This window comes from Candidatus Berkiella cookevillensis (assembly GCF_001431315.2).
GTDB classification, from domain to species: Bacteria; Pseudomonadota; Gammaproteobacteria; order Berkiellales; family Berkiellaceae; genus Berkiella_A; species Berkiella_A cookevillensis.
The window spans coordinates 1,420,593-1,437,999 of sequence record NZ_LKHV02000001.1; the positions used below are offsets into that span (position 1 = coordinate 1,420,593).

General features: G+C 36.2%; 15 protein-coding genes. 9 read left to right on the plus strand and 6 right to left on the minus strand.

Translation table 11 applies throughout. The features are described from left to right. Positions 1-6: 6 nt before the first annotated feature. Entirely contained in the window at positions 7-1,563 is a 1,557-nt protein-coding gene (locus CC99x_RS06035) for a hypothetical protein (RefSeq protein ID WP_057622678.1), read from the minus strand. Between the two features lie 149 nt (positions 1,564-1,712). Beyond that, positions 1,713-3,266 (minus strand): hypothetical protein, encoded by a 1,554-nt coding sequence (locus CC99x_RS06040; protein WP_057622676.1) that lies wholly within the window; start codon positions 3,264-3,266, stop codon positions 1,713-1,715. Positions 3,267-3,578: 312 nt separating this feature from the next. Here CC99x_RS06040 and CC99x_RS06045 point away from each other — a divergent pair, with 312 nt between their 5' ends. From CC99x_RS06045 to CC99x_RS06055, 3 genes are all read left to right on the plus strand, one after another. Then, complete coding sequence (locus tag CC99x_RS06045; RefSeq protein WP_057622674.1) at positions 3,579-6,083, plus strand: hypothetical protein; 2,505 nt, start codon at positions 3,579-3,581, stop codon at positions 6,081-6,083. Between the two features lie 126 nt (positions 6,084-6,209). Beyond that, positions 6,210-6,515, plus strand: a complete 306-nt coding sequence (locus CC99x_RS06050; protein WP_141651859.1) for a hypothetical protein — start codon at positions 6,210-6,212, stop codon at positions 6,513-6,515. A 10-nt stretch (positions 6,516-6,525) separates the two neighbouring features. Continuing rightward, positions 6,526-7,161, plus strand: a complete 636-nt coding sequence (locus CC99x_RS06055) for a DUF4166 domain-containing protein (RefSeq protein ID WP_057622670.1) — start codon at positions 6,526-6,528, stop codon at positions 7,159-7,161. Here the strand turns inward: CC99x_RS06055 and CC99x_RS06060 are convergent. Together CC99x_RS06060 and CC99x_RS06065 are read right to left on the minus strand one after the other, a co-directional pair. After that, the gene (locus tag CC99x_RS06060) at positions 7,127-7,525 is read right to left on the minus strand and encodes a thiol-disulfide oxidoreductase DCC family protein (RefSeq protein ID WP_057622668.1); all 399 of its coding nucleotides are present in this window, start codon (positions 7,523-7,525) and stop codon (positions 7,127-7,129) included. The genes CC99x_RS06055 and CC99x_RS06060 overlap by 35 nt on opposite strands. A gap of 32 nt (positions 7,526-7,557) precedes the next feature. Beyond that, entirely contained in the window at positions 7,558-8,334 is a 777-nt protein-coding gene (locus tag CC99x_RS06065; RefSeq protein WP_057622666.1) for a hypothetical protein, read from the minus strand. 176 nt (positions 8,335-8,510) lie between these two features. Here CC99x_RS06065 and CC99x_RS06070 point away from each other — a divergent pair, with 176 nt between their 5' ends. From CC99x_RS06070 to CC99x_RS06080, 3 genes are all read left to right on the plus strand, one after another. Beyond that, the gene (locus CC99x_RS06070) at positions 8,511-10,136 is read left to right on the plus strand and encodes an MFS transporter (RefSeq protein WP_057622664.1); all 1,626 of its coding nucleotides are present in this window, start codon (positions 8,511-8,513) and stop codon (positions 10,134-10,136) included. Positions 10,137-10,271: 135 nt separating this feature from the next. After that, positions 10,272-10,592, plus strand: a complete 321-nt coding sequence (locus CC99x_RS06075) for a helix-turn-helix domain-containing protein (RefSeq protein WP_057622662.1) — start codon at positions 10,272-10,274, stop codon at positions 10,590-10,592. A gap of 32 nt (positions 10,593-10,624) precedes the next feature. Further along, positions 10,625-11,827 carry a type II toxin-antitoxin system HipA family toxin gene (locus CC99x_RS06080; RefSeq protein ID WP_057623211.1) on the plus strand — a complete coding sequence of 401 codons (1,203 nt, stop codon included), beginning with the start codon at positions 10,625-10,627 and terminating at the stop codon, positions 11,825-11,827. Positions 11,828-11,838: 11 nt separating this feature from the next. Here CC99x_RS06080 and CC99x_RS06085 read toward each other — a convergent pair whose 3' ends face one another. Next, complete coding sequence (locus CC99x_RS06085; protein ID WP_057622660.1) at positions 11,839-12,273, minus strand: hypothetical protein; 435 nt, start codon at positions 12,271-12,273, stop codon at positions 11,839-11,841. Positions 12,274-12,503: 230 nt separating this feature from the next. On the opposite strand from CC99x_RS06085, the gene CC99x_RS06090 reads away from it, so the two are divergent. Then, on the plus strand, positions 12,504-14,126 hold the full coding sequence (locus tag CC99x_RS06090) for a hypothetical protein (protein ID WP_057622659.1): 1,623 nt from the start codon (positions 12,504-12,506) through the stop codon (positions 14,124-14,126). A gap of 2 nt (positions 14,127-14,128) precedes the next feature. Here the strand turns inward: CC99x_RS06090 and CC99x_RS06095 are convergent, their stop codons facing one another. Continuing rightward, entirely contained in the window at positions 14,129-15,658 is a 1,530-nt protein-coding gene (locus CC99x_RS06095; protein WP_057622657.1) for a protein kinase domain-containing protein, read from the minus strand. A 231-nt stretch (positions 15,659-15,889) separates the two neighbouring features. Between CC99x_RS06095 and CC99x_RS06100 the strand changes: the two genes are divergently transcribed. Then, positions 15,890-16,915, plus strand: coding sequence for a hypothetical protein (locus tag CC99x_RS06100; protein ID WP_057622655.1), 1,026 nt, complete (start codon positions 15,890-15,892; stop codon positions 16,913-16,915). A gap of 224 nt (positions 16,916-17,139) precedes the next feature. Continuing rightward, positions 17,140-17,385: a hypothetical protein gene (locus tag CC99x_RS06105; RefSeq protein WP_057622653.1), complete on the plus strand. Its 246-nt coding sequence runs from the start codon at positions 17,140-17,142 to the stop codon at positions 17,383-17,385. Positions 17,386-17,407: the final 22 nt, after the last annotated feature.

The following is a 17,407-nucleotide window of genomic DNA, read 5'->3' on the forward strand; positions in this document are numbered from 1 at the left end:
CGTTTATTATCTGCGAAATGAGTCCTTATTGAAGGATAAATTTGTATTGGGCTCAGGGCTTATAGCGTCTTCTTTGGTTGCAACAACAACACCTTTGCTAAAACATATAGGTTCTGCAGATATAGAGAGTGTGCTCACACTGTAATCTTGTGCTTCATCTTGTATTGTTGATGAAGATGTTGTTAATGAAGATAATATTGCCAATGAGAGATTTTCCAATTGATACTTCTCTAACTCATGTGCAAGCACATTAATCTGATCGCTAAACACTCCAATCTTAGATTGAGCAAATAAAGTAAGTGTCGATCTTAGAAGTGCTTCGCATTTTTGAGGACTGTTTAATTTCACTCTGCTATAGAGCGCTATCAAGTCATTAAAACATAAAATGCTTTTATCGGCATCGCCCTGGTATTGCAAAGCAACAAGTTGTAATAACAATAATTCTAAATGAATAATGTCTCGTTCTTCTTGAGGAGAGATAGAGTCTAATCGCTTAAATGCTAATTGAATATATTGCAAAGCAAATTCTGTATTATGAGATTCAGGTAATAGATAAAAATTTGCAGCAAATACTAGACTGAAAACGATCATGGATTTGTTTTCTAGTCTGGATGCAGCGCCCATATAAGACAAAGAGATACGAAATGCTTCGGCAGCTTTAGGGTGATTGCCAGACTCATAGCTATGTTTTGCATAGACTAAGAGCATGGTTAAGACTTTTGTTTGAGCGCTTGTTGCACAGGCATGGGCCGTTTTTTCAAATAATGATAAATCATTGAGTAGTGTGAAGGCGGTGCTCCACTCTCTTTTTTCCATCAATAATAAAAATAACTGGGAAATAATAGAAACGAGAAGGGGATGCACATTATTATTATCATTTTCCAATTCATCAGAACTGACAGATAAGTAGAGTTGATATGCATTTTTTAAGGCTTGAATGGCTGCATCTATATTTTTATTCATTCGATGAAGCTGGCATAAATGATACTGTATTTCTAGGTTAGAATTCAGATAGTGAATGATGCCGATAGCGCCATTACTGCGCCATCTTGTCAGTGTATTTTGGCAAAATTGTAATTGTGTGTATCCTGCCTGGGTATCATGTTGTTGTATATATAAAGTAGCTAGTAATAAGTTGCTTTCCATCCACTTAAGATCATAGCCTTGCTCATCATTTCCGTGACAATAAATTAATTCACCAATAGCCTCGGGTATTTTATCTAGTAATACATAAGCGCGTGCTCTTAAGTAATAAGAATTAATACTTGTATATTCAGCACTAGGTGATAGTTGCTCCAAGATTTTTAGGGGCGCATTTAGTTGTAAATAACAATCACACAACCAGCTTTGCACTTGGCGATAGAACTCTCTTTTCTTCTTTGCTTCAGTTGTCTGGGATAAGGAGGAGGGCGTTAATCGCTCAAGCGCGACAAGATAGTCATTTGCAGCGCTCTGATATTGTTGATTGCGGAAAGAATCCTTCGCTTGAAGGAGCAAGCTTTTGAGGTCAATTGCTCCGTGATTCTGGGTCGTAGTTGTCAATGTGCGCTTGTCGCCTAGCATTTTATTTTAGTCCCTGACATTGAGGGGTATTGATGCTGAAACATTTTTTATGTATTGACATTCAATAATTTCATACAGCTAAATAAGCGACTACTCTATCACAAGGCAGAGATAGATTTCACTATAATTTTTAGAGTATATGCACCAGACTATTTTATATGGTAGCTGTGTGCCTTTGCTAGGCTTTCTCTTCTTGTTCTTTCTACAAAGCTTAGGTTGCCATCTTCGGCTATCGCTTCGTTCTCTTCTTTTTCAGTGTTATAGCTTAAAAGAACAGAAGGCGGATTAATGACTGGAGGTAGTGCGCTTGTTGATTGTGCAGACGTTTCTATAGATAAAATATCTAAAAGCATATTGGTTGCAATAATAGGTAGTTGTATTTTCTCTAGCTCAATTTTAAAGATAGCGATTTGATTTTGGAATGTAAGATTATCGGTTGCGTCAAAAAGTGGTAGTAATTTTTCAAGCAAAGTACAAAGGGATGAAGGAGAGTCTATTTCTGCCTTTAGCAGCATTAATTGATTGAATATTGTGATAGCATCTGCTGTTTTATCTAGTTGCTGTTCGCAGATGAGTCGCATCAATAATATTTCAATGGTTGCAAGCTTCTGTTGGTCTCTTGGTAAAAAAATAATATTTTTTTGAGCAATATTCAAAAAAAGTAAAGCTAGGTCGATTCTTTTACTTGTAGGTTGTAAGTAAAGATTAGCTGCAACGATACAAACTTTGCAAATAAGTTCTTTGGGAATAATGTTTTGCTGCGCCCAAGAGAGCGCGCGGTTCAATTGTTCGACAGCGATTAATATGTTGCCTTGCTCATAATTAAGCTTTAGTCCGATTAAGTATGCATTGAATGCTTTGGTTTTGGCTTCTAAACTGGCGTAGGTTATTTCTTCATCCATCAGTTCTACCAGTGATTGATGTACTTCCAAAATTTCAGTGATATCTGATTTTTTATTTAATAAAAGCAGTAAGGTTGCATTGGCGGAGAGTATATTAAGTTTTATATCTTGATCAATGAGTGTGCTAAATTCTTGCTTATATTGTTTGTACAGATGAATGGCTTTTTGCAAACTATGAATGGCTAAAGAAATATTGCTTTCAGCACGATAGATATTACTGGCGTGACAGAGACATTCAATTTGAGTAATCAGAAAATATTTTGTTGTGCGATTTGCTACTGGAAGATCAGAAAGATAATTAGTAATAATAGATAATAATCCTTTGGCTTGAGTGAATTGGTGTTCTTCAATTAAAAGTGGTATTAACCAGAAAGCGGCTTCTATGGCTGCTAATTGCTGAAAATCATTTTTTTCAAGCGGTGCTGTTGCTTGTTGAAGTTGCATTATAGCTTCTGTTCGCTTTCCCAATTGTAAAAATGCTCTTGCTTTTAATATTAAAGTCTCGCATTGAGTATGATCATTTTCAAGAGAGGGATAATTTTTAATTGTTGTTAATGCATCTGCTGCGTGCAAAGTGGATATTTGGCATTTTACAAGTGCGAGTAATGCTTTATGGTAAAGCAAAGACAACCTAGGCCCTAAAGGCTTGTTAAGCCGAGTCGTTTGAGCGCTTATCTCATGAATAGCTGCTTTATAGTGTAATTCAGCTGTTGAGTAGTCATTTTTAGCAAAAGCAGTATTTGCAGTCAATAATTCTTCTTTAAAATCAATGATTTTTGTGTGTTTTAAGCCATTGAGCATTGACTGATTTCCCCATTGATTGACTGTTATTTAGAGTCTGTTCTCACACAAGATTACATCGAGCTAGTTGAAGAAATCAAAATATTAAAGATAAACGGCATAGCTTTATCGACCAAAGGTTGTTTTATTCATAGGAATAGATTTTCTACTTTAAAAAAATATATTGAATTTTTCTTTGATAATTAAAATTTTTTGGCAACCATCTCTTTTTTATTACAGTTTATCTGGAATCATTACAGTCTTGGATTAAATATTGTTATAAGTATTCTAAATAATTTATTAAACAATATGGTTTCTTACGGGTGAGGTACTATGTCTAATGATGGGCCAGTTAAAATTGAAGATAAACAAATAATTGATATGCCATTTTTATATCCTGATCGCATTTTGGAATTATCGAAAAAATCAGCGTTATCTTCGAAAATAGAGATAGAGCCAGCTGTAAAAGCCACAGCAAAAGAAGTTATTGAAAGTAGCATGGACAGTATAGACGATGAATTTGATCTATCAGAAGATGAACTTGAGTTTTTATCGCCTGGAGAAGCATCAGAATCCCAAGCACGTGTAGACCTATCTTCCAAAGCAGCGGATGATATCGTCATAGAAGAGCATAAATTGAGTCTGCTTGATTTTCTGATTGCTCGTTCTGGCTATCCTATTCAGGATATTGAAAATTATTCTGAGCACTATCGCTTGCAATTTGAAAATATTATTCTAGAAAAAGATGGTATTTTTGAAAAATTCTTTTTGGCAGTTCAAAATAATATTGAACTGCTATCAGCAGAAAAAGGCAATGAAAAAAAATCTAAGGCAACGATCACAAAAGAAGCAAGAGAGAAAGCTTTGGTTGATTTTGGTCCAGCTATTTTTAGTAGATTGGGCGCCTATTATGCCAAAGATAGTAAATACTATTTTGAACAAAATGAATTAGCGGTTGAATTATCTGCCTATTTTTTAAAACAATTATATCAAACACCCGTTGTAGCAAAGAAGATGCTTCAGTCGCACAAAAATAAAGTTGATGCGCACCATAAAATTAAATTAGCTGAATTGCAAGAGAGATTGCCAACTACTTTTTACGGGGAAATTAGTGAGCTTGCTCTGATTAAAGATGATTTTGATTTATTTTTATTGTCTCCAAGCGTTCTTTCATTAGCTCAAAACCAACCATTCAAGTTTGTTGAACCATCGTTTAGCCGAGGATCTTTGTTGCTTGAATTACAAGAAGTATTAGAAAGGTCGCACAATCTTTTTAGAGTCAAACATGGCTGTTCTCAACGAGACATGTTGAGCAGCGTTTCTTCAGATGTTGAATATTATGATATTTGGTCAGAAATTGAAACTCCAGAGCATGAATTAGCAGAGAGATTCTCGCGCATAAGCTTTGAACGAGAAACTGAAATGCTACCATCAGAGTTTTTAAATATAAAAATCAGATATTTTAGTGATTTTTTATTTCAAAATAATTTTGACTTCAATATTTTGAACAATTTAAACGCAGTTGAAAAAATATATATAGTAAAGAAATTTGTTATAGATACTGTTAATAATATATTAAAGCCAAACCTTTTATCTGAGATAAAAGCGAACGAGGGCAAAATCAAAGCTGTTAAATTGCAATTAACACAAGCAAGAAAAAGGGTAGAGGATAAATACCTTAAGGATAATCACGGAGGAAAAGCGCTAAAAGATCTTTCAAAAGAATTAGGAAAAGGTGCTGCAGAGATTTCTGCTAACATAAAAGCGCAAGTAGAGGTCGATGAAGAATGTATCCGTCTAAATGGAACGTTAGTTGCTTTAGAAAATAAACAAGCACTAGCGTCTTTAGATGCGATTGAAAAAGCTGCACAAGAATTTAAAGATGAATTTATTCATTTGTATCATCCTGAGATTTTAGTTGTAAAAAAAGCGCTTGAAAAAAGCTATAAAGAACTATGTGATGCTCAAAAAGCTACAGAAGTTTTTTTGAAGACTGGCGGAACAACAAGTTGTTTGACATTTTTGCCAATTAAAATTTCTAGTGATTCTCCTGGTCCTGATAGGTATGAGTGTTTAGTTGCGATGGCAGGAGCAGAAATTCAAGAAACAGATGATGCTATTAATGCACACGCTTTATTAGAAGCGTTCTCAGCAGGGTTAGAGCAATTTAATGATTTTACTTTCCGTTATGTTGGTCAAAGCTCTCATGCTTTAGATTTATTGTTAAAACAGATTGGAAAAGGTTTGTCTGGCAGAGAATACGCTCTTTCTTCAATGAAGCAGGACATTTTGCCTGTGTATGAAAAATCTTGTGCAGAAAAACGCTTAATCAATGAATTAATTGCTTTGTTTTCTTCGTATGGTGAGCAGGTACAAGTATTAGGTTGTGATAATATTGCATTGCCAAAATACATTGATACGACACCGGAAAGGCAGAAGGCACTTGCGCCAGTTGTCGAAGAGCCAGTATGTGATGATAAAAAAGCAAAGAAAAAGCAAGCGTCTAACAAAGAAGACTCTTCAAAGAAAGGCTCAAATTATTTTACAATTGATGCAAAGCTTTCAAATGAGAAAGATGATATCACTTATCTTTCCGCAGAGCATATTACCTGTTGTTCGTCTTGCCAAGCACAAAAACCAGCTGTGATGACGGTTTTGTTCAATGCTTTAAGACAATCGGAAAAATTAGCAGAAAAACAACGTGTATTATTATCTGCAATGCCCGTCAAAGAGGAAGAAAAGGTTAGCATTGTGAATGCTGATGCAAGACATTGTGGCATGCAAAGTGGTGTTATTGAGAGTAAAGACGCTCGAAAAACACTCGTTTGTTCTATGTAGATAGAGCACTAGAATAACTTGCCAAGAAGAGGTATTGGAAACAGTACCTCTTTTTTTGTTTATATTTTTAGTACTAATTTGTTATATTGTCTTTTTATAAAATTCTGATAAATAAGACAAAGTAGTATGACTCAATTATCTAAATTCTTTTTATTTATCCTATTCTTTTCACTGTCTGCTTGTAATCATACGCCTTCGCTTGGCGAAAGAATGATCCTTAAAGGTTCTCATACACAAGCATTGGGTGAAAAATGGACAGAAGGGCATCAGTTAGTAGAGAAAGGCAATAAGCAAATCAAAAATGGCAAGGAAATGGTCAAAAAAGGTGAGCACCTTGTAGACAAAGGAAAAGCCAACATTCGAGCAGGACAGAAGATGGTCAAGCAAGGGCAAAAAATGATGGAAAAAAGTGAGTCATCCTTCCAAGAATAAGTGTTTATATATGAAAGAAAAAAAGATTATATTTCAAAATATTTTTGGAGAAAAGTGGCAGCACTTACCTGAAGTTTTTAAAAAGCATTATGCTGTTCGCGAATACAGCAATGACAAAATAACCTCTACAGGGACTATCACAGTGCGCCTCTCATGGCTTACTAAGTTGTTCAGTCCATTTATGAGTTGGATGGGAATTTTGCCACCTTTGAGTGAGACCAATATCCCTATTACCGTTATTTTTTCTGCTAAACCAACATCAAATGCTTTTCATTTTGAACGAATATTTTATTATTCAAAAAGAAAGCCTTATTTTTTTAAAAGCAAGATGGTTCCTTTAGCGGGTAACAAGATTGTTGAGTTAACTCAATGGGGTATGGGATGGATGTTTTGCTGCGAGTTTTCAGATAATCTTGTAAAATTGCGGCATGAGCGCTTTGTCTTTAAGTTATTTTCTTTATATATTCCACTACCCGTTGCTTTAATCTTAGGTAAGTGTTTTGCAGAAGAAATGGCTATATCGGAAGATAAATTTAGCATGAAGATGCAATTTGTACATCCTTGGTTTGGGGTTACCTATGAATATTTTGGTGACTTTAAGATTGAAAATCCTAAGGGTGCTCAATCTTTGAAACTCCCAGAATAAGTAATAGCAGATTTCGAATCGTTCTTAAAATAGGGTATAAGATTTTAGAAAGTGTTTTAGATTTAAAAATAAGGACATTCAGTTTATTAAAGAAATCACTGGAAGTACCTACCAAGGAAAGAAAGTGCACGGCTTCTTGACCGTGATAATATTTATCTTGAAACTTTACAATAAAACCTTCATTTAAATCATAACCTTTGTTCATAACCTCCTCAACCAATGGGTGAGGGATGCGAGCATTTATGATTTCTAAATGACCCACAGAGCTTCTGATTTTAATCACTTTAGAGCAATAAGCGCAGATAGGGCAATCACCATCATAAATGAGATAAAGAATATCGTTATTACTGGGGGTTGTTGACATTTTTCTTCTTTTTGCCTTCGAAGACTATAAGTTTAACTGAAATACGCCTCATTACGACGCAGATACTTTAAAATTACCACCCCCAAGAGATAAATAAAAGAAAAGGGCGAGATAAAAATAAGCATGAGTGGCCACAGATTTGAGCCAGCTATTAATGCAAATATTGTATATATGCCAAGTGGGATCATCACGAATAATGGTATACGCGCTGCCTTTCTCCAATTATCTTCGTATTTACACAGCGTATAGATTTGCAAAATCAAATACCCTGGTGTCATTAAAAACATAATCTGCATTAGAAAACCAAATAGAAATGAACTTTCTGTATTCATGGCAGCGGTGGATACTGAATTTTGCTGTATGTTGTTCAATGTCTGTGCCCAGTCTGCAATAGGCGTGGGGGTAGAGGCAATGCGGTTTGTCCAGTTTGCGGAGAGATTTAAATCTTGACTGCCGATTTGTTGCCACTGCTGATTGTAAATATTTACACGAATTTTATTAATGCTTGTTGGACCGTCATAGGCTAGCCATGCAATAGCCTCACCCTTTCCCTGCGCATAAACTGGTGAAGGGTTATAGCGTACATTTTTTTCATTCTGTATATCATTTAAAAGGCCTCTTGCTTGAAAACGTAAAGGCTGTTCAGATTGATATTGAATGCGTACGAAGAGCGCTTCATCTTTATGTAAGATAGTTGAGAAGTTCGGACTTATTTGGGGGCTGGTTTGCGTTAATTCTACCTCAAAGGCCAGCAAGCTTCCATGATGTATCCATAAGAAGACAATAAAAAGTAAGCGAGGAAGATACATGCACTTTTGCCTCATAATTAATACAGTGTTTTCCCATAGACGAGATGAAACTGAATAATATACTAATCTATAGATAGCAGATTATTGAGATTAAGGACAGAATAGCTAGCGTGCAAACATTGTGAGACGTGGTATTTTGCGTGGTGCTTGCCTGCGGTGAAATAGGATAATTATTTATGCTAGCCGACAAAAAGAATTCTGCATTTACACCTTTTCAATATCAAGCCTTTACTATTTTATGGTTAGCTGCACTTTTTTCTAATATTGGCACCTGGATGCATTCGGTAGGTGCCAGCTGGTTAATGGCTACCTTATCCACTTCGCCTTTTATGGTCTCTTTGGTGCAAACAGCGACCACTTTACCTGTCTTTTTCTTTGCTTTGCCAGCGGGTGCTTTAGCTGATATTTTCCATCGCAGAACCATACTACTGATCGTTAATGCATATATGGGTATAGCAGCAACCCTATTTGCTTTGCTGGTTTGGCAAGACTGTATGAATCCAAGCCTACTTCTTATCTTGACGCTTTTGATGGGTACAGGAACAGCTTTTATGGCTCCGGCTTGGCAAGCGGTTATGCCAGCACTTGTCCCCAAAGAAACCTTGCCAGAAGCCGTCGCCTTAAGTGGTATTAGCGTTAATGTAAGTCGAGCGATAGGGCCGGCGTTGGCGGGTATTATGATTACGGGTCATAATATGGCATCGCCTTTTTTTGCGAATGCACTATCCTATATTGTGATCATTTCAGCACTATTATGGTGCAAGAAATATTTACCCTATACCCCTAAAAAAACACCGCCAGAACGTGTGCGACATGCAATGAAAGCAGGCGTTCGCTACGCTTTTCATAGCACGCCACTTAAAGCGACGATGTTACATGCCTTGGGTTTTATGTTTTGTGCTAATTCTTTTTGGGGCATGCTGCCTATTATTACCAAAGAAGTTTTGCACGGAGATGCGAGTTTTTTTGGAATGTTGATGGCGGCCGTGGGATTGGGAGCAGTAACGGGCGCTTTAGTGATGCCGAAACTGAACACACGTTTACATGCAAATCATTTAACACTCTTAGGAACCTTGTGCACAGCAGGTGTATGTGCTTACTACAGTGTGCCACATTTTAAATGGTTAATGATTTTTGCAAGCTTTATCTTTGGTATTGGATGGATTTTTGTGATCTCTTCCGTCACCGTTTCTGCGCAACAAGCCTTGCCTGATTGGGTTCGTGCGCGTGGGTTGGCTATTTTTCTCATGATATTGTTTGGTGGCATGAGTTTGGGCGCCGCTTTTTGGGGATGGCTTGCGGGTGTAACCTCCATTCAAATAACTATGTTAGCATCCGCCATCAGCAGTATTATTTTTATTGCTTGCGTTTATCGAGTCAAATTACAGCAAGGCGCTATGCTTGATTTGACTCCCTCAGAGCATTGGCCTGTTCCCGTTGTGCATGAAAATGTACATTACGATAAAGGGCCAGTAATGATCACCGTTTCTTATCAAGTTGCACATAAACATAGACATGAATTTATCAAGGCAATTTATGATTTAAAAAATGTACGTTTGCGTAGTGGTGCTCATCATTGGGGACTTTTTGAAGATACAGAAAAACAAGGCCATTTTACCGAATATTTCCTAGAAGATAGCTGGGCAGCACATATACACCACCATGAGCGTGTCAGTAATGCAGATATTCCCTTACAAGACAAAGTAAATGCGCTTCATGAAGGGGAAGGCGCCCCCAAAGTATTTCATAATGTGGCGGTGTATCCTGAGAAAAAGAAAAAAGAAAAAAAAAGATCAAGATAGAAAGTAGCTCATTTTGATGTGTTATAATATATCATATATATTTTTTGATATATATAAATATATCGATTGTTTGCTTTTTTTATTGATATACTCTAATATATCAAATTAAGAAACTGATATATTAAAGAGTATCAAATGAATCATGTACCTGCACTAGAGTACCTTGCTGAGACGCTACGGCGCGCGAGAGAAGCTAAAGGCCTTAGCCAGCGTGCATTGAGCACTAAAGTAGGTGTCCCACAAAGCCATATCTCAAAAATAGAAAATGCAAATGTTGATTTGCAAACTTCCAGCCTTATTGAAATTGCGCGTACACTTGATCTTGAGTTGATGCTGATTCCACGTCCATTGATAACAACAGTAAAGGCTTTGAACCAGAATAGGGTTTCACTAGACATCAATAAAAAGGATATACCTGTTCCAGCCTATCGTTTAGATGATATGGATGAGGCGTAAATAAAGTGTCAGCTTTGACCGTCTTACGCATTATGCTGCACGATAAAGAGATCGGCACCTTGGCGCAGCTTCCAGATGATAGAAATTTGTTTGTCTTTAATGAAAATTATATACATGATCCCATGCGTTCAACTTTAAGCTTATCCTATAAAGATAAGCTAGGCGGTTTGATTAGCCATACAAAACCGACACAAACACGATTGCCTGCTTTTTTTTCTAATTTACTACCAGAAGGGCGGATGCGTGAGTATCTTGCGGAGCGTGCGCTTGTAAAATCCGAACGAGAATTCTTTCTGTTGTGGATGCTCGGACAAGATCTATCAGGTGCTATTAAAGTGTTGCCCGTTGATAAAGATGCGCTACCTAAAGAAGTCTCTCGTATGCAAGAAAAGCGCAAGCATATTACCCAAGATGAAAGAGTGCTACGTTTTTCTTTGGCAGGTGTTCAGCTCAAGTTTTCTTGCATAAAAAAAGCACGAGGTGGCTTAACTATTCCTGTTGATGGGATTGGTGGTTCTTGGATCGTAAAACTACCAGATACACATTTTAAGGGGGTGCCTGAAAATGAATTTGTTATGATGGAACTAGCAAGACGCATAGGGATCGATGTACCAGAAACAATGCTAGTTCCTTTGGACAAAATTGTCGGTCTTCCCAAAGGTATTGAGCAAGCTGGCAGGCATGCTTATGCCATTAAACGTTTTGATAGAACAGAAGATGGCAGGGGCATTCATATTGAAGACTTCGCTCAAATTTTTTCTGTTTATCCAGAAAAAAAATATAGTGCAGCGAACTATCGCAATATTGCTGAAGTGATTTGGGTTGAAATGGGAGAGGTGGGTATTGTTGAATTTATGCGTCGATTTATTTTCAATGCATTGATAGGCAACGCAGATATGCATGTAAAAAATTGGTCTATTATTTATCCAGATGGGCGTACAGCAGCACTAGCGCCCGCTTATGATTTTCTTTCTACGATTCCTTATATTAGAGATGATGAGTTTGCGCTTAAATTTGTAGATTCAAAAGCTTTTGATTCTTTAACAGTTGAGCAATTAAATCGATTTTCTGCGAAGGTTGGTGTGCCTAAAAAGCTTATACTAGATACCACAATGGAAACGATTGAAAATTTTCAAGAACATTGGAAGAATATAAATGATTTAGGGCTTTCAAAAGATCTAAAGAAAATAATCAATACCCATTTAAAAAAAATACCGCTTTATCGCCTTCGATAAAGCTTTCAAATTTAAAATAGATCTGAAGATCGCTTTTTGTTTTTCTTGCTATCGCCCAAAAGAGCGTAATCTTCTGTAGAAGATTCTGCTAGCAGTGGTGTTGTTTCGGAACTGGAGTTTAATCTAAGCTTCGCCTGGTTATTTTTATAGCTAGGGACAATAGCTTTATTCTCAGATTCAGAAGCAAGAAAACCCTCTCTATATACGCTTAAGCATCTTGCTACATCTTCAGCCGCTCGTATGAACGCTGAACCTAAATTTTTATCGAGCCATGTACGCTGTGCAGATGGTTTAATTTCTTCAATACGCTCATTAAACGCATCAGCTGTCAAATTTGGATGAATATGCTGCAACAAATAAACCACAAGCGCTTTAAATTCACCGTATTTTTGAAAAGATTTTAAATGTTCAATGGCTGCTGAGAGTGGGTGATGACTTTGTAACATCCTTATAAGCCTCTTATCATTCGAATGGTTGCAAGATCAAATGTGTATTTAAATGAAAGCATATAAATGCCTTTTTGACTACTGAACAGAATAGCAAGAATTATTGTTGTTTAAGTGATTATACACACAATGGCTTATCCATAAACAGGCGAATTATGTGATTCTTTCATTGATCTTAAATAGCATTGTTAGTAAGATTACAAACCCGATTGCTTAAATAACTTTATACTATGATTTCAAATGCATCTTTAGCCAATACCCCCCCCCATACAACAGACACACAACTTGTTGCCTTTAACCACTCTTATTCTCAGCTACCCAGTGTTATGGCTACTTTATCAAGTCCTGCGATTACATCTCATGATATGTCTGCAGAAGAATTTCAAGTTAGATTAAATAACATTGCTGCCCTTATGGAGTGGCGAGCCAATAATATTGGTTATGCGTTTGGTGTGCAGTTAGGGCATATGATTGGAACACGTGCGTGCACAGATGATGGTTATTCTTCCGTCCAAAGCGCTTCTTATTTTGAAGAATATGACACCGTGGACATGGAAGAGGGCACAGAAAATGAAGATAATATACAAACAAATGCACTGGTTATCCGAGAAACGACGCCACAGCAGCAAGATAATTTTTCTTCTGATCCCAACCCTCTTCATTCATTTTGGCATGCATCGATAAACAGTATCGATGGACACTTTTCAAGCATGCGACAAAGATTAAATTCTGTTGTACAAGGGGCTGTAGATACAACTTGCAGAACAATAAAAAATGTATATGAGCGTGTACTTATACATGCTACAGAGCCATTACAATTTACATTTAAGCAAATGAAAAAATATGAAAATCTCAAGGGAAGTATATTACCTAAACCGAAAGCAATTCAGTTCGTTACCGCCAATGATCCTGAAGGTGTTTTTGCTGCTGATGGTCATGTAAATAGATTTAATGAGGCTTCCTTATATCAGCAAGGATATAGATTGTATCGGGAGCCAATTAGCAGTGCAGAGCAAATATGTAAAATACTTTTTACCGATTATAGAGGTAAAAAATTTGATTTTATAAGCATTGAAGGGCATGGTTCTACTTATTATGTAGAATTTAGTCGAAATATGGGGGATAACGATCCTAAGTTGACTGCCAAAAATATTCGAAAGCAACTGCATTGCCTGCCACAATATATGCATGAGAGATCGAAAATTACTTTTCGCTCTTGTTCTACAGGTGCTTTCTCAAAACTACCTTATTACAATAAACTGCTAGAAGAAGATTTAGTTTTTACTGTAAAAGACTATTTTCAAAGTGGTATAGATTATTTATTGTATGGTAATCAAGATAATTTGGCGACAGCGACTTATCGTTTTTTATCCAAAACAAATCCTGGTATAGAAATATCTGCCCCTGGATTAAATACATATGGTTCTTATGTACATTCTATTGAACCCTTTGATGTTGTATCTCCTTCACGACTGAATGGTCAATATTATGCAAACAGCAATCTTATTTATAATAAACACAGTATTGCTCTCATAGATAAATTAAGAGAATTATCAGAGTTTGATCCTGAAAATTCGCATATCGCATTTTTAGATGATGCAAATCTAAAAGTAGAATGGATAAAAAAAATCCAACCAGATATTCATGAACTTAAAATGGCATTGAAGCTAAATATGCGTGATAAACGTGTACAAGATGAATATTTATATGGGCAAATATATCTAGATGCAAACACAATGATTCTGCAAATGATGTTCACTTATGCTGGACAGCTTGTTTTAACATTGTCCGCTGGATTAGCCGTTAACTATGCACGCAAAAAATTACGACCAGCAAAAGTGAACAAAGTATAGTATTAACCCATACTCATTCGCATGGATTGCTCGCTTGCCATGCAGCGTTGTTTAATCTGTTCAAGAGCAGTGGCGCTATCTAATCTGTCATTTGCGTGCACACGGAGTAAGCCGTCAATAATTGGATTGCCGCTTTTTTTCGCATACGTTACTATGGAGATAGTCGGTTTTTTGCCATGCATTAATTCATAATACATCACACCAAGCGCCCAACAATCATTAGAAGGACAAGCTTTACCTGGTTCTATGATTTGATCTTTGAAACGATTGAAGACATCTTTGCCAAGTGTTCTCAACGAATTAGAAAAATAATAATTGTATTGTTCTGAATTCCTGTCTTGATAATAGGCAAGAATTTGGGGGGACTCATAACCCAGTGTACTTAATGGTGCATGAATATTGCGATTATTTTTAACAGAAATACCAAAATCACTCAGCTTTGCCACTAATGCCCCTGATTTATCTCTATAAATAAGAATATTTTGTGGTTTAATATCTTGATGCACAACATTTTTAGCGTGTGTAAATGCAACAGCATCCATGATTTGCATCATTAGAATTTCTTTTTCTTCTGGTGAGCATGAAATGTTTCCATTGATAACATCTTCTAAAGTACCAATAGCCAACTTAGAATACAGCGTTATTTTTTTTCCATTTTTATATCTAGTTCCAATTTCAAAATGCGCAATGTGCGGATGCACTAATTGATTGGTAAGCTCAGCTTCGGAAATTGCTTCTCGTATTTCGCTTTTAATTTTAGAGCATGCCCAGGTTTTGGGTATATCAGAATCAAGCTGATAACAACGTAATACCGTTTTAAACGTTCCTTTGCCAAGCAATGCATTGGAGAGATCTTTTGTTCCCATTTTAGATTTTCTATTCGTCTCTACAAAAAGTCTTAATTTTCCTGAGGCGGACTTTGAAATTTGTAGATTTCTCGCTAATTTTGTTGTTCCTTTATTAAGGCGAATTGATTTTCCATTGACTAGATTTGACAGCTTGGTCACATTTCGAGTCACATAATTAATAACATACTCGAAAATATTTTTTAAATCGTCTTGAAAGAATATATCTTCAAGCAGATCAGGTACAACGTTTTTATTTGCATTGTTGCGCAACCGTTGAACAAATCTACCCAATGCAGAAAAGAGATCTATTTCTTTTCGAACTGGTGTTCTAACAATTTTGCGTTTTCTTTTGATTTTTTTTATTGGCTTTTCTGCAATATCAGTCAATTGTTTTTGCGCAGGTTCTTCTCGTCGAATACGTTTTGCAGTGTTTGTAGCTTCGTCAGGAGATTTTAGCGATGCTTGAAATTCAAATCGTGATCTTTTTTTAGCTCTTGTATCTTCTTCAATCAGCATAGGATCGTCTAGCACAGGCACTTGAGAAAATTTTTGTATTGCGAACGATTGAAAATCAGCTGCAAATGATTTTTGAACGAGAGGCACTGTAGGGCCAGCTATAAAATTGTAGATTTTAGAAAATAGCGATGGCTCTGTTTCTTGCGTTGAAAAACTATTACCTAACATGTGTGCCTCAGTTCATAACTTTAGAATATTTTTTTAATGCAAAGCAGTCTAAATATAAAAAAGTAATTTAACAAACATGTTTGGATGAACGGCTGAAATTGTCCTACCGTTAGCAATAATCTTATTTTATAGGACAGCCATAATAATATTTTTCTCAACTATTTGATTTATTTATGAATAATACTTCGGTAATATATGGTTCTTAACTAAAAAGTGATGTAGAGAAATGTTATGGTGGTAGGTGTCCCTCATCAATGGTCTTTAAGTCAAGCTTCGCGTCTGCTTACAGTTGCGCGTCTATTATTTACACCAGACAGTGGCTTTTATTTAAAAAATTCTAAAGCTTTAGGTTTGTTTAGAGAAGATCCTGACACTGAGTTACTGAATATGTGTAGAGAAAAAATGCTTGCATTTTTTGATTCACCTGAATATTTGGAGCAGTTGCTTCATTTCTGCTACATAATCAATTCCTCGCCCACTGCGGCGCAGAGAGAGGAATTAGCAACATCTGCATTAGCAAAGCTCATGCTTGAGATAACAGACACAGAAAAAGCAAAAATATGGGGTTGGCTCATTAAAGAGTCTTTTCGCCAAGGCGATATATTAGATATAAGTAATCCGTCTGTTGATAAATATTGGCGAATATTTTGCAATAAGCTCAAAAAAATAGCTAAGGCCAGAGAATTTGATTCGACAAAAATTGTAGATTGTGTCTTTACTTTTATTGAAAAACTAAAAGAAATTAAGGCGGATAAATCTGCTCGAGCTTTTGAAAGTTATATCGACTTGGCCAAAATTATAATGCATCGCTGGGAGCAGGAAAATACAGATCCTGAGGTATCAATTTCTTCTGTTTTAGGAATGCTGTTGGGGCCAAGCTTATTTACTGCATTGAAGCTACAAAACCAGATATTTTCTTATAAAAAGCATGAAGCGCTTGCTGTCAAACTTTCCAAAGAGTCAAAGTTTAGCAGAACATTTATGCAAGCAATATTGTGTATGCAAACTTTAGAAAATGATTTTATATTAGCAGAAGATCTGGTAGGTAGATTAAATCAACTTACCATCACTGATTCTTCTGAGGCGCAAACAGTGTATTCTCCTCAGTTCAATATTAATCCGCTCTTTGACATATCTGCTGTGAAAGCGAAGAAGCAAGCAATCAAAGGGGATAAAGAAGATATTCAAGTCCACATGAATCCATTATTTGGAAAGATGTTGCCAGATTCAATGAGGCGCAGCCCAACGAATAAATAGCAGCTGTCTCAACAATAGAATTGATGACAAAGGTGCTTGATTACAGCAGAATTAATGCATTTTGTTGTAAAACTTTCATAAAAGTGATGTTGGAGTGATTACAGAATTATGCTTTAATTGGATGTTTTTTGAGGCATATGACTGTTAATAATAATAAACAACCTTTATTGCATAGCTCTTCTGTTTATGCAGCAAGGCGATAATAAACTTATAGGGAATAAACAATGGCAAATAGTGGCCCCATGATTCAATTACAACTTTTAATGTTAGCAGATTTGGCAAGACCAGAACCAAGGCGAACACTGCAAGATGAAGAGAGCGCTAGAAAAAAGGATTTGAACTTTCTCTATAGCGAAACTAAACATAGACAGAAAGTAGAGCGGAATCAGGAAAAAAAACATCGAGGAAACAAGCCTGTTCATTATGGCAAGTCATCCACACCTATACAAAAGAGAAAAGGCAAATTCTAAACCTAGATTAATACGATTAACG